The 12,909-nt window shown below is 72.7% G+C and carries 10 protein-coding genes; 2 read left to right on the top strand and 8 right to left on the bottom strand.

Annotation, left to right across the window (positions count from 1 at the left end; genetic code table 11):
• Window positions 1-62: 62 nt before the first annotated feature.
• Window positions 63-1,616 carry a bifunctional phosphoribosylaminoimidazolecarboxamide formyltransferase/IMP cyclohydrolase gene (gene purH, locus OG230_RS21910; protein ID WP_328905406.1) on the bottom strand — a complete coding sequence of 518 codons (1,554 nt, stop codon included), beginning with the start codon at window positions 1,614-1,616 and terminating at the stop codon, window positions 63-65.
• Window positions 1,603-2,259, bottom strand: a complete 657-nt coding sequence (gene purN / locus OG230_RS21905; RefSeq protein ID WP_328905405.1) for a phosphoribosylglycinamide formyltransferase — start codon at window positions 2,257-2,259, stop codon at window positions 1,603-1,605. Before purN ends, purH begins: the two co-directional genes overlap by 14 nt.
• 240 nt (window positions 2,260-2,499) lie before the next feature.
• On the opposite strand from purN, the gene OG230_RS21900 reads away from it, so the two are divergent.
• Complete coding sequence (locus OG230_RS21900; protein ID WP_328905404.1) at window positions 2,500-3,408, top strand: hypothetical protein; 909 nt, start codon at window positions 2,500-2,502, stop codon at window positions 3,406-3,408.
• A 36-nt stretch (window positions 3,409-3,444) separates the two neighbouring features.
• Here OG230_RS21900 and OG230_RS21895 read toward each other — a convergent pair whose 3' ends face one another.
• The gene (locus OG230_RS21895) at window positions 3,445-5,208 is read right to left on the bottom strand and encodes a cell division protein PerM (RefSeq protein ID WP_328905403.1); all 1,764 of its coding nucleotides are present in this window, start codon (window positions 5,206-5,208) and stop codon (window positions 3,445-3,447) included.
• A 108-nt stretch (window positions 5,209-5,316) separates the two neighbouring features.
• Here OG230_RS21895 and OG230_RS21890 point away from each other — a divergent pair, with 108 nt between their 5' ends.
• On the top strand, window positions 5,317-6,732 hold the full coding sequence (locus OG230_RS21890; protein ID WP_328905402.1) for a helix-turn-helix domain-containing protein: 1,416 nt from the start codon (window positions 5,317-5,319) through the stop codon (window positions 6,730-6,732).
• Window positions 6,733-6,853: 121 nt separating this feature from the next.
• Here OG230_RS21890 and sucD read toward each other — a convergent pair whose 3' ends face one another.
• The 5 genes from sucD to OG230_RS21865 all read right to left on the bottom strand — a co-directional run bounded on the left by sucD (window position 6,854) and on the right by OG230_RS21865 (window position 12,826).
• Entirely contained in the window at window positions 6,854-7,738 is an 885-nt protein-coding gene (gene sucD / locus OG230_RS21885; protein WP_328905401.1) for a succinate--CoA ligase subunit alpha, read from the bottom strand.
• A gap of 21 nt (window positions 7,739-7,759) precedes the next feature.
• Window positions 7,760-8,941 (bottom strand): ADP-forming succinate--CoA ligase subunit beta, encoded by a 1,182-nt coding sequence (sucC, locus tag OG230_RS21880; protein WP_328905400.1) that lies wholly within the window; start codon window positions 8,939-8,941, stop codon window positions 7,760-7,762.
• 446 nt (window positions 8,942-9,387) lie between these two features.
• Window positions 9,388-10,527 carry a hypothetical protein gene (locus tag OG230_RS21875; protein ID WP_328905399.1) on the bottom strand — a complete coding sequence of 380 codons (1,140 nt, stop codon included), beginning with the start codon at window positions 10,525-10,527 and terminating at the stop codon, window positions 9,388-9,390.
• Between the two features lie 106 nt (window positions 10,528-10,633).
• A complete protein-coding gene (locus tag OG230_RS21870) occupies window positions 10,634-11,578 on the bottom strand; it encodes a hypothetical protein (RefSeq protein ID WP_328905398.1) in 945 nt (314 codons plus the stop codon).
• Between the two features lie 105 nt (window positions 11,579-11,683).
• Window positions 11,684-12,826 carry a VWA domain-containing protein gene (locus OG230_RS21865; RefSeq protein WP_328911484.1) on the bottom strand — a complete coding sequence of 381 codons (1,143 nt, stop codon included), beginning with the start codon at window positions 12,824-12,826 and terminating at the stop codon, window positions 11,684-11,686.
• Window positions 12,827-12,909 lie beyond the last annotated feature (83 nt).

Below are 12,909 nucleotides of genomic sequence, written 5' to 3'. Positions count from 1 at the left end.
CGGTGTCGGGATACGGCCTGCGCGGTGCCGGATACGGAACGGCAGATGATGCCGGATTCGGCTCAGTGGAAGAAGTGGCGCGTACCGGTGAAGTACATGGTCACGCCCGCCTTCTTCGCGGCCTCGATGACCAGCTCGTCGCGGACGGACCCGCCCGGCTGGACGACCGCCTTGACGCCGGCCGCGGTCAGGATCTCCAGGCCGTCGGGGAACGGGAAGAACGCGTCGGACGCGGCGTACGCACCCTGTGCGCGCTCCTTGCCCGCCCGCTCGACGGCGAGCTTCGCGGAGTCCACACGGTTGACCTGGCCCATGCCGACGCCGACCGAGGCGCCGTCCTTGGCGAGCAGGATCGCGTTGGACTTCACCGCGCGGCACGCCTTCCAGGCGAACGAGAGCTCGGCGAGCTCGTCGGCGGAAAGGGCCTCACCGGTGGCGAGGGTCCAGTTCGCCGGGTCGTCGCCCTCGGCCTGGAGGCGGTCGGTGACCTGGAGCAGCGCACCGCCGTCGATCGGCTTGACCTCGACCCGGGCGGACGGGGCGTCCGGGCAGCGCAGCACGCGGATGTTCTTCTTGCGGGCGAGCACCTCGACCGCGCCGTCCTCGTAGGCGGGGGCGACGATGACCTCGGTGAAGATCTCCGCGACCTGCTCGGCCAGGGCGACGGTCACCGGGCGGTTGACGGCGATGACCCCGCCGAAGGCGGACAGCGGGTCACAGGCGTGGGCGCTGCGGTGCGCGGCGGCGACGTCGTCGGCGATCGCGATGCCGCACGGGTTGGCGTGCTTGATGATCGCGACACACGGCTCGGCGTGGTCGTACGCGGCCCGGCGCGCGGCGTCGGTGTCCGTGAAGTTGTTGTACGACATCTCCTTGCCGTGCAGCTGCTCCGCCTCGGCGAGGCCGCCGGCGCCCGAGGTGTAGAGGGCGGCGGGCTGGTGCGGGTTCTCGCCGTACCGCAGGACGTTGCCGCGCTCGTACGTCGTACCGAAGAAGTCGGGGAAGCCCGAGTCGTCGGCGGCGGCGTAGTCGGCCGCGAACCAGGACGCCACGGCCACGTCGTACGCGGCGGTGTGCTGGAACGCCTCGGCGGCGAGGCGCTTGCGCGCGGTCAGGTCGAAGCCGCCCGCCTTGACCGCGGCGAGGACGTCGGCGTAACGCTCCGGGCTCGTCACGACGGCCACGGACGGGTGGTTCTTGGCCGCGGCGCGGACCATCGAGGGGCCACCGATGTCGATCTGCTCCACGCACTCGTCGTCGGAGGCGCCGGAGGCGACGGTCTCCTTGAACGGGTACAGGTTGACGACCACGAGGTCGAAGGGCTCGACCCCGAGCTCGGCGAGCTGCTCGCGGTGGGCGTCCAGGCGCAGGTCGGCGAGGATGCCGGCGTGCACACGGGGGTGCAGCGTCTTGACCCGGCCGTCGAGGCACTCGGGGAAGCCGGTGAGCTCCTCGACCTTGGTGACCGGCACACCGGCGGCGGCGATCTTCCCGGCGGTGGAGCCGGTGGAGACGAGCTCGACACCCGCTTCGTGCAGACCGCGCGCGAGGTCTTCGAGCCCCGTCTTGTCGTAGACACTGACCAGGGCGCGGCGGATGGGCTTATTCACCGACATGACCGAGATGAACCTTTCGTCCCTCAATGCGATAGCCGTCGCGGGCGAGCCGCCCCACGGCCTCGACGAGCAGCTTGCGCTCGACTTCCTTGATGCGTTCATGGAGAGCGGCTTCGCCCTCCGGGGTGTCCTCTTCGGTCACCTCGACCACGCCCTGCGCGATGATCGGACCGGTGTCGACGCCGTCGTCGACGAAGTGGACGGTGCACCCGGTGACCTTCACGCCGTACGCGAGAGCGTCGCGCACTCCGTGGGCACCGGGAAAGCTGGGGAGCAGGGCGGGGTGGGTGTTGACGACCCGGCCGCCGAACTCGGCGAGGAACCGCTTGCCCACGATCTTCATGAAGCCCGCCGAGACGACGAGGTCCGGCCGGTGCTCCGCGGTGGCCGCGGTGAGCGCCGCGTCCCATTCCTCACGGGTGGCGTGGTCGCGGACCCGGCACACGAAGGTCGGGAGTCCGGCACGCTCGGCGCGCTCCAGTCCGACGGTGCCGGAGCGGTCCGCGCCGACCGCGACGACCTGGGCCCCGTAGCCGCCGGGGTCGTCGCCGATGGCGTCGAGCAGGGCTTGGAGGTTCGTACCGGATCCGGAGACCAGCACGACCAGGCGGGCCGGAGCGGCGGAGGGGGGCGGGGAGGCCACAGCTGGGCCCTTTCTCGCGTGGTAACGCAGGTGCGAAGTGCTTGCGGTGCTACTTGTACGGTCGTACGAAAGAATCTCGCCCCTTGATACGGGGAACTCTACGAACCGGCCGACCGTCAGCAACGATACCGGCACACCCAGCGGCCCCCACGGGACGGGGGCGTGGCCGGGGGGTAGCGTCTGGGGACAGCGAACCGTCCACCGGGCGGGAAACGACGAGATGGGGAAGACGTTCACCACATGCCGGACCGACGCCGCCGCACCGCCTTCCGCCTCCCGCTGCCCGAGCGGGCCCCGATGATGCTGCGGGAACGCCAGTCCTCCTCGCCGGGCTCGTCCTCGGACTCCTCCGGCTCCAACGGGTCGAAGCCGCAGGAGGACAATCCCTTCGCGGCTCCCCCCGAGAACCGGCCCGACCAGCCCTGGCAGCCGCGCCACCCCGCGCGGACCGGGGACGGCAACGGGAACAACGGCGACGACAGGCCAGGTGACGACTCCGGCAACGGCTCGTCCGGCGACCGCCCGGCCTGGGGCAGCCAGTGGAGCAACAAGCAGCCCGGCCGGCAGAGCGGCGGCTTCGGCAGCCGCCCCGGCAGCAACGGCCCCGGCGGCCAGGGACAGGGCGGCCCGGACGGCGGTGCGGGCGGCGGCATGCGCTGGGACCCGACCGACCCCGCCCAGCGGCGCGCCCGCTACGCCGTACTGGGCGGCATGTGGGCCTTCTTCTTCGCCCTCTTCGACTTCCCGGAGATCGCGCTGCTCCTCGGCGCACTCTCGGTGTACTGGTCGGTCAGCGCGCTGCGCGCCAAGCCGAAGGCGCCGACGACCTCCACCCACGCCACCGCGGACGACGTCGCGGGGACCTCGCGCCCCTCGGTCACCGGAGCCCCGGCCGGCGCGGCACCGGGAGACGGGCCCGCCCCCGGCGCGGCCCGCGTCGGCTACGGCAGGCCGCAGACGACGGCGGCGGTCAGCGGTCTCGTCATGGCCCTGCTCGCCCTGTCGATCGTCGCGACGACGTTCACCGTGCAGCTGGTCTACCGCGACTACTACACCTGCGTGAACGACGCGCTGACCAAGTCCGGCGCGCTGGCCTGCAACGATCTGCTGCCCGAGCCGCTGGAACCCTTCTTCGGCGTCAAGAAGTAACCCGCCTCGGAGCCGGGTCCCGACAGGACCCGGCTCTCAGGAAGCAGTTCCCCGGCCGGACTCCGGAGGCTCCGACGCCTCCGGGGCCCGGCCGTCGCGTGTGCCCTCCGCGACCGGAGCGTCGGCCGCCGGGGCGCCGGGGGCCGGGAACTCCGCCATCAGCCCGCCGGATCCCTTCTTGAGCGAGGCCCAGCGGGCCTCCCTGGCCGTCTTCTCGTGCCACGGGTCGGTCGGCAGGAAGTCGTACGGCTCGAACGCCGCGCCCTCCTCGTCCGCCCGTCCCGCGCCGCCGGACGCCGGGTGCGTGACGGGCGGGGGCGCCGGCGCCTGCCCGGCCGCACCGTCCGCACTCCCGCGGCGCCACCACCGCCCCGCACCGCCCTTCTCCGGCTCGCCGCTCCGGCCCGTCTCCCCCGCGACCGCGCCCTTCCCGCTCGTCGGCTCCGGGGCTTCCTCTTCGGCCGTACCGCTCGCGTCCTGCCCGGCGCCCGGCTCCGTACGGTCCCGCCGCCACGCCCAGCCGCGCTCCCGCAGCCGCCACGACCTCAGCAGGAGCGCCACCGGCACGCCGAGCAGGGCCGTCCAGGCGAGTGCGGCAGGGCCCACCAGCCACCACACCGGACCGAACTCCGTCAGCGCACCCGTCCCGAGCGGCCCGCCGGACGCCGCGGCCAGCAACCCCGTACCGATGCCGCAGCCCACCGCGGCCAGCACCGTCACCAGCACCGTCTCGCGCACGCTCCAGACCTCGCTCCGTCCCGCCTGGACGGGAGCCGCCCTCCCCGCGGTGAACCAGCCGACCGCCAGACCGGCCACGAGGGGCACCGCCAGGGCGGCCCAGTCGGCGGCCGTCGCCGGGCCCGGCGACGGCACGGCCGCGAGCAGGGGGAACTCCGGAAGCGCCGGACGCCCCTCGACGGCGTACGGAGTGACCGTGGCCCCCGTACCGAGGGCGAAGCCGGGCCCCAGGCCGTACGCCGCACCCCACATCGCCGCATTCGGTACGAGGGCCAGGGCCAGCAGCAACAGGGCGAGCCGCCCCGACCAGTCGCCGGAGAGCGCCAGGAACGAATCCCGGGCGGCCCCGACGTGCCACACCAGCGCCACCGCGACCAGCAGCGCCCCGCCGCCGAGCAGCACCGCCACCCCGGCAGCCGCGGACCGGACGGCTGCCTCGGCCCGGGTACGGAACAGCGTCCGCGCGATCCCTTCCTGGAGCCTCAGCGGCGCCCAGGACGGCAGTGGACCCATGGGCCGCCCCGAGGCCGTCCACACCCCGGCAGCCGCCGAACCGGCCACCACCAGGGCCAGCGGGAAGGCGAGCGAGAGGCGGTCGGCAGGCATCGGCCCGCCCCGCACGTAGGCGGCGACACCGGCGGCGACCAGCAGATATCCCGCCGTCACGGCGCAGAACACCCCAGCAGCCGAGGGCACGGGGCGCCCCTCGTCGGGCTCCAGGGCGTCACGGGTCGCCCGGTGCGTCAGCCACACCGGGCCGACGACGAGCAGCAGCGGGACCGTCGCGACGGGGGCCGGGATCCCGCTGAGGGTGTCGGTCCTGACCAGCTCGGCGCCGTGCGCCAGCAGCCAGAGTCCGGCCGCGACATGGAGGGCGCCGCCCGGACCGCTGTCCGGGTACGGGGAGCTGATCCACAGCACCATGACGAGCACGGCGAGCGAGCCGAGCCCGAGCCCGGCGGCGATCGCTCCGCGCAGGAAGGAGGAAGCCAGCACGGCGGTCCGGCTCCGCTCGGCCGACAACATGGGGCTGCGCTCGGTCACTTGGGTCACGCCCGCCATGCTCCCAACGACACGCGCTTATTTCGCGTAACAGGCGAACGGCCGCTGTGTCGCTCAATATACGTTTATGTACTTTTTCACCCAGTGCAGCGCTCCCGAGGCCGCCTCATGACTCAGAGCACGTCGGAGTCCACCGCAGCGGCCCCGTTGCCCTCCCCCAAGGAGCGGCGCAGGCTGCGAGAAGCACAGTCACTGAGTGAAGAGCAGGTGGCGACCGCTGTCGGCGTCACCCGTGCCACCGTCCGCTCCTGGGAGACGGGGCGCAGCAGCCCCAAAGGGCGCAGACGCGAGGCGTACGCCAGGCTGATCGGCTCCGCGGAGGAGCCACGGCCGCCGGAGCGGACGACCGAACCGGCCGAACGAACCGGAACACCACCACCGAACACCCGGCCGGAGTCCGCCGCACCGCGCGAGACCGGGCCGCCCACCCCGTCGACCGTGCCCCGCACCCCGGTGCGGGGCACACCGCAGCCCTCCGTCGAAGCCCCCGGGAGCACCCCCATGTCCCCGACCGAGCCCGACACCGGCACGGACGCCGAGAACTCCGCCGAGGCCGATCCCCCCGAAGCGCGGGAGACCCCTGAGGCCCCTGACGCGCCTGACGTCACCGAAGTCCCGGAAGTCCCTGCCGATGTCCCCCGCACCGCCGACACCGCCGATGCGACGGACGCCACGGACGCCGCCGACGCCGCCGGCATCTCCGGCATCTCGGCCGAAGAGGCGTTCGACGCCCTGTACACGCACGCCGCACCGGGCCTGGTCCGCCAGACCTATCTGCTGACCGGCCGGCGCAGGCTGTCCCGGGAGTCCGTCGAGCACGCGTTCCAGCTGGCCTGGCAGCGCTGGCCCGAGGTCGCCGTGGACCGCGACCCGGCGGGCTGGGTACGGGCCGCCGCGTACGAGTACGCGATGTCGCCCTGGCACCAGCTGCGCCGCGCCCACCGGCACCCGGACGCGCCGCCGACCGAACCGAAGCGCCGCGCCCTGTTCGACGCGCTGCTCGATCTGCCCCCGTCGTACCGCCGCACCCTGCTGCTCTACGACGGTGTGGGCCTGGACCTGCCCGAGACCGCCGCCGAGACCGAGGCGAGCACCCCCGCGGCGGCCGGCCGGCTGATGACCGCGAGGGCCGCGGTCGCCGAGCGGCTCCCCGAACTGGCGGACCTCTCCTCCCCCGTCGAGCAGTCGGCGCTGCTGCACGACCGGCTCGGTGCGCTCGCCCTCGCCGAACACGTGCCCGCGCCGTCCCCGGCCGGCATCGTCCGCTCGGGGAGCGAGCGCAAGGCGAGGCTCTGGACCCGGGCGGCCATCGCCTTCGCGGCGCTGCTCGTGGGCGTCACGGCCCTCACGCTGCACACCGCCCCCACCCACTACGAGCAGCCGCTGGCCCCCGCCGAACGGGTCGGCGGAGTGCCTCCGCGAGGCGGACCTCAGAAGCTCACCCCGCAGGACCTGAAGCTCCAGAAGGCGCTCCGCGGCGAGCTCGCGCACGGCCCGGAGCGGCTGGTCCCGCAGATTCGCTGACGGCGTTCCCCACGGAGCGCGCACGAAAACGGCGCGGGCCCGCACCCTTCGATCAGGGTGCGGGCCCGCGCCGTCCGTGCGGTGACGCGGTGACGCGGCGGCTGCCGCCGCGTCGCCGCGATCAGGCGCCGAGGATCTCGCGCGCCAGCTTGGCGGTCTCGGTCGGCGTCTTGCCGACCTTCACGCCGGCGGCCTCGAGGGCCTCCTTCTTCGCCTGGGCGGTACCGGAGGAGCCGGAGACGATGGCGCCGGCGTGGCCCATGGTCTTGCCCTCGGGGGCGGTGAAGCCCGCGACGTAACCGACGACCGGCTTCGTGACGTTCTTCGCGATGAAGTCGGCGGCACGCTCCTCGGCGTCGCCACCGATCTCGCCGATCATCACGATGAGGTCGGTCTCGGGGTCGGCCTCGAACGCCGCGAGGGCGTCGATGTGCGTCGTACCGATGACCGGGTCGCCACCGATGCCGACGGCGGACGAGAAGCCGATGTCACGGAGCTCGTACATCATCTGGTAGGTCAGCGTGCCGGACTTGGACACGAGACCGATGCGGCCGGGCTTCGTGATGTCGCCCGGGATGATGCCGGCGTTGGACTGGCCGGGGGTGATCAGGCCGGGGCAGTTCGGACCGATGATCCGGGTCTTGTTGCCCTTCGAACCGGCGTACGCCCAGAAGGCGGCCGAGTCGTGGACGGCGATGCCCTCGGTGATGACGACGGCCAGCGGGATCTCGGCGTCGATCGCCTCGACGACGGCGGCCTTCGCGAACGCCGGCGGCACGAAGAGAACGGACACGTCGGCGCCCGTCTTCTCCATCGCTTCCTTGACGGAACCGAAGACCGGAACCTCGGTGCCGTCGAAGTCGACGGACGTACCGGCCTTGCGCGGGTTCACGCCACCGACGATGTTGGTGCCGTCAGCCAGCATGAGCTTGGTGTGCTTCATGCCCGTGGCGCCGGTCATCCCCTGGACGATGACCTTGCTGTCCTTGGTGAGGAAGATAGCCATGGTGTTGGAGTCCCTCGTCCCTTACTTCGCAGCCGCGGCGAGCTCGGCGGCCTTGTCGGCCGCGCCGTCCATGGTGTCCACGCGCTGCACGAGCGGGTGGTTGGCGTCGGAAAGGATCTTGCGACCCAGCTCCGCGTTGTTGCCGTCGAGGCGCACGACCAGCGGCTTCTCGACCTTCTCGCCCTTGGACTCAAGCAGCGCCAGCGCCTGGACGATGCCGTTGGCGACCTCGTCACAAGCGGTGATGCCACCGAAGACGTTGACGAAGACGGACTTGACGTCCGGGTCGCCGAGGATGATCTCCAGGCCGTTCGCCATGACCTCTGCGGAGGCGCCGCCACCGATGTCGAGGAAGTTGGCGGGCTTCACGTTGCCGTGGTTCTCACCGGCGTACGCGACGACGTCCAGGGTCGACATGACCAGACCGGCACCGTTACCGATGATGCCGACCTCGCCGTCGAGCTTGACGTAGTTGAGGTTCTTGGCCTTGGCGGCAGCCTCGAGCGGGTTGGCTGCGGCCTTGTCCTCGAGGGCCTCGTGGCCGGGCTGGCGGAAGTCGGCGTTCTCGTCGAGAGAGACCTTTCCGTCCAGGGCCAGGATCCGGCCGTCCTTGGTCTTCACCAGCGGGTTGACCTCGACGAGGAGGGCGTCCTCCGCGACGAAGGTGTCCCACAGGGTCACCATGGCCTCGGCGACACCCTCGGCCACGTCGGCCGGGAACTTCGCCTGGGCCACGATCTCGCGGGCCTTGACGATGTCAACGCCGTCCACGGCGTTGACCGGGACCTTCGCGAGGGCCTCGGGGGTCTTCTCCGCGACCTCCTCGATGTCCATGCCGCCCTGCACCGAGGCCATGGCCAGGAAGGTGCGGTTGGTGCGGTCGAGGAGGTACGAGACGTAGTACTCCGCCTCGATCTCCGGGGAGAGCTCGGCGATCATCACCTTGTGGACCGTGTGGCCCTTGATGTCCATGCCGAGGATGTCGGTCGCACGGGCGACCGCCTCGTCGGGGTTGGCGGCCAGCTTGACGCCGCCGGCCTTGCCTCGGCCACCGACCTTCACCTGCGCCTTGACGACGGACTTGCCGCCCAGCCGCTCGGTCGCCTCGCGGGCTGCCTCAGGCGTGTCAATGACTTCACCGGCCAGCACCGGTACACCGTGCTTGGCGAAGAGGTCCCTCGCCTGGTACTCGAACAGGTCCACGCGCGTCCGTCCCTTTTAGTGGTCTCGCGGTTCGTTCTTCTGCGTGGGCAGTGCCGCGAAGGGCAACGTGACTGCGCTGTCACCAGGGAGGCGCACACGGTGTCCGGGTACGCGGCATGTCCATCCCGCAGGTTATCTCCGCGCTCCTCCGGACCCTAAATCGCAGATCACACCTGGGCGGTGATTACTGTCACAGATCGCCCCGGATACCGGGTCGTGGTGGACAGAACGGCAGGTGGCGGCCTCTGCCGGAACGACGGCGGCGCCGGGCGGTTCCCTGCCCCCGACCGTGTGAACGGAGGGGACGGGGAACCGCCCGGCGCCTGTGCCGGCACCGGACCACGGGTGCGGCCCGCGGGTCAGATCCGGCCGGCCGGGTACTCCGGAGCGGTGAACGGGACCGTCGCCACGGTCACGAAGTCGGCCCGGTCACGACGTCGCCACGGTCACGACGTCGCCCCGGTCACGAAGGCGGGAGCGACCGAGGTCAGACCGGCTGCTCCGTACGCGGCGTTCGCCACCGCGGGACGCGCGCTGTCGCCCGCCGTGCCCACCAGCCCGTCGGCGAACGGCCGGGTCTGGCCGCCCACGCCCTGCGCCAGCGGCTGCACCTGGGCGGTGACCCCCTGCGCGAACGGGGCGACGGCGCCCTGCGTCACGCCCTGCGCCAGCGGCTGGACGTCCGCGACGACACCCTCGGCGAAGGGCTGGACGGCACCGGAGACGCCGTACGCGAGCGGCTGGACCTCGGTGGCCACGCCCTGCGCGAAGGGGGCGACGGTCTCGCCCACGACACCGTCGGCGAACGGGCCGACCTCGCCGACGACGCCCTCGACGAGCCCGCCGAGGTCGCCGAGCGCCTGACCGACGACGGGCAGCAGCGCGGAGACGGCCTGGCCGACGACGGGCGGCAGCACGGCGTCGGAGGTCTGGCCGACCGCCGGTCCGGCCTGGGCCACTGCCGTGCGGGTCGTGCCCCGGGCGGCGTCCTGGGTGGCGCTCAGGACGGCGGGGGTCGCCTCCTGCGCGTAGCCCGGGATCTGCTCGATGGGGCCGAAGAGGTAGTCGATCTCCGCCTCGGGGACTGCGGGGACGTCGTACGAGGGCTGGGCCCAGACCGGGAGGGCCCAGGCGGGAAGGCCCTGCGCGCCCGGGAGGTCCTTGCCGGCGTCCACGTCCTGGACGTCCAGGGCGTTCGGGACGGTCAGGAGGTCCTGCGCGGCCGGGACGCCGGTCCGGGCACGGGCGTGCTCGACGGTGCCCGTGGCCTTGCCGGTCACCGCGCCGGCGGCCTGCCGGGTCTTCCCGGCCACCGGGGCGGCCTCGTCGGTCACGGCGCTCTTCACTGCCGCCGTGCTGGTCCCGACGGCTTCCCCGACCTCGGTGGTCGTCGACCGGACGGTGTCCGTGACGGCCTCGATGCCGTCGACCCCGTTCACCGCGTCGGTTGCTTCGGCGCCGAGATCCGGGGTGGACAGCGGTACGGAAACCGGGAGTTCGTCCGCGGCGGCCGCAGCGGTACCGAGCGCCCACATTCCGGTGGCGGTGGCGGCGACGGCTATGGAACGGCGGATGTTCTTGTGCATGTGGATGTCAGATCCTTCGGATTCGATCGGCGGTCCGGAACGTTCCGGACGGCGGGCAGACCTGTTCCGCCCCCGCGCGGCAGGTCGAGGCGGGGAACGGCCTGCCCTAGCCGGGGAATGCGAGGATCTGGCCCGATCGGTCGCGGACCGGCGCGGTGGTCGCCGGGAGGCCGGCGCCGCTCGTCAGTCCGAAGGAGGGCCCGTGCGCCACCGGTGCGGCCTGCTGATCGGCGCCGCGCGGTTGGTGGGTCTCGGCCGCCGGCGTACGGCCGAAGCCTCCGCAGGGGTCGAGGGGCGAACGGCCCTCGGCCCGCCGGAACTCCGGCGCGGCAGCCCGGTCCGTGCCGTCGCCGGCCACGACCGCGCCGAGCGGGGTGGCACGGAGGCCCGTCACGGAGGTGTCCGCAGCGGGAAGGCCGCTGTCCTGTGCTGCGACACCGGGGTGGACGGAATCCGCGGCGCCGTCCGCCGGGGCGGTGGGCAGCGGGTCCGTGGCTCCCGGCAGCGACGGCACGGGCGGTGCGGACGGCAACAGGTGCGGCAGCGGCGGGAGGGCGCCCGCGACGGAGCCGAGGACACGGGTGAGCTCGTGGACGGTGTCCTGGGCGGAGTGCGTGACCACGTCCTCCGCAGGCCGGGCAACGTCGTCCCGCACGGTCCGGACGACTGCGCTCGGCAGCCGCTGCGGTTCCCGCTCCCACTCCCGGCGTACGTCCCGAACCGGCACGGCGTTCGACGGAGTTACGGACCCGGCGGTAGGCGTCGCCGCCTGCCGGTCCGCGGCTTCCTCCGGCTGCTCGGCCGACGGGGGTACGGACTCCTCGGCGTGGTCCACCAGCCGGTCGGCTGTCGCCTCCGCCTCCGACGTCATCGCCGTCCCGGCGTCGGTGAGCTCCGGAGTGAGCCGTTGCGTCGCGTGCGCCTCGCCCCCGAAGAGCAGACCGAGTGCCAGCAGGGCCCCGAGGAACAGCACCACCTGCAGCACGCGCCGGCCGGCCGTCCCGCGCACAGGGCGCAGGCCGTCAGCCGCACGGGCAACAGCAGTGGTCATGTCGGGGTGAGCCTTCCCAAGGGGCACGGGGCCGCGGAATGCGGTCCTCCGCAGGCGACGGGGGCGATGCTTGCACGACCCTCAGGGGGTCGCGCAAGTCCCGTGTTACTGATGGGTCTCCTTGTCCGGAATGGGCAGGGGGCGCTTCTCGATCGCCGCCGCCATGATGTCGGGGAAGAGATCGGGGGTGCAGGCGAAGGCAGGCGCACCCAGGGCGCCGAGTGCGGCGGCGTGCTCACGGTCGTAGGCGGGCGCTCCTTCGTCGGAGAGCGCGAGCAGCGTCACGAACTCCACACCGGACGCCTTCATCGCGGCGACGCGCTTGAGCATCTCGTCGCGGATGCCGCCCTCGTAGAGGTCGCTGATGAGGACGACCACGGTGTCGGCGGGCCGGGTGATCTTCGACTGGCAGTAGGCCAGCGCCCGGTTGATGTCCGTGCCACCGCCGAGCTGGGTACCGAAGAGCACGTCGACCGGGTCGTCGAGCTGGTCGGTGAGGTCGACGACGGCGGTGTCGAAGACGACGAGGCGGGTCGCCAGGGTGCGCATGGAGGCGAGCACCGCGCCGAACACCGAGGCGTAGACGACGGAAGCGGCCATGGAACCCGACTGGTCGATGCAGAGGATGACGTCCTTCTTCACGGCGCGGGCCGCGCGCCCGTACCCGATGAGCCGTTCGGGAATGACCGTGCCTGCTCCGTCCTTTCCGGGGACGGGCAGGTAGTTCTTGAGGTTCGCCCGGATGGTGCGGTCCCAGTCGATGTCCCGGTGACGCGGCCGGTTGATTTTCGCCGAGCGGTCCAGGGCGCCGGTCAGAGTCGCCTTGGTACGGGTGGAGAGCCGCTTCTCCAGGTCGTCGACGACCTTGCGCACGACGGCTCTTGCCGTCTCCTTCGTCGTCTCCGGCATCGCCTTGTTGAGGGAGAGCAGCGTGCCGACGAGGTGGACGTCGGCCTCGACGGCTTCCAGCATCTCCGGCTCCAGCAGCAGCGCGGACAGCCCGAGCCGGTCGATCGCGTCACGCTGCATGACCTGGACGACGGAGCTGGGGAAGTACGTGCGGATGTCGCCGAGCCAGCGGGCGACGGACGGGGCGGACGCGCCGAGTCCCCCCGAACGCTCCGAGCCTCCCCGGCCGCCGGGCTTGCCCCCGCCTCCGTACAGCGCGGCCAGGGCGCCGTCCATCGCGACGTCACGGCCGGTGAGGGTGCAGCCGGTGCTCTCCGCGCTGTCCCCGCCCAGCACCATCCGCCAGCGCCGCAGCCGTTCGTCGTGGGCGGACGCCCCCGTCGCCGCCTCCTTCTCCTCCGGGTTCTCCGGTTCCGTCGTCG

It is taken from the genome of Streptomyces sp. NBC_00234, from assembly GCF_036195325.1.
Classification (GTDB): Bacteria; Actinomycetota; Actinomycetes; order Streptomycetales; family Streptomycetaceae; genus Streptomyces.
This window is presented reverse-complemented; position numbering and strand designations above follow the sequence as displayed.

Coding starts and splice junctions, on each gene's coding strand:
- purH (WP_328905406.1), bottom strand. CDS start 1,616: ATGTCGGTGAATAAGCCCATCCGCCGCGCCCTGGTCAGTGTCTACGAC.
- OG230_RS21900 (WP_328905404.1), top strand. CDS start 2,500: ATGCCGGACCGACGCCGCCGCACCGCCTTCCGCCTCCCGCTGCCCGAG.
- OG230_RS21895 (WP_328905403.1), bottom strand. CDS start 5,208: ATGGCGGGCGTGACCCAAGTGACCGAGCGCAGCCCCATGTTGTCGGCC.
- OG230_RS21890 (WP_328905402.1), top strand. CDS start 5,317: ATGACTCAGAGCACGTCGGAGTCCACCGCAGCGGCCCCGTTGCCCTCC.
- sucD (WP_328905401.1), bottom strand. CDS start 7,738: ATGGCTATCTTCCTCACCAAGGACAGCAAGGTCATCGTCCAGGGGATG.
- OG230_RS21875 (WP_328905399.1), bottom strand. CDS start 10,527: ATGCACAAGAACATCCGCCGTTCCATAGCCGTCGCCGCCACCGCCACC.
- OG230_RS21870 (WP_328905398.1), bottom strand. CDS start 11,578: ATGACCACTGCTGTTGCCCGTGCGGCTGACGGCCTGCGCCCTGTGCGC.
- OG230_RS21865 (WP_328911484.1), bottom strand. CDS start 12,826: ATGGTGCTGGGCGGGGACAGCGCGGAGAGCACCGGCTGCACCCTCACC.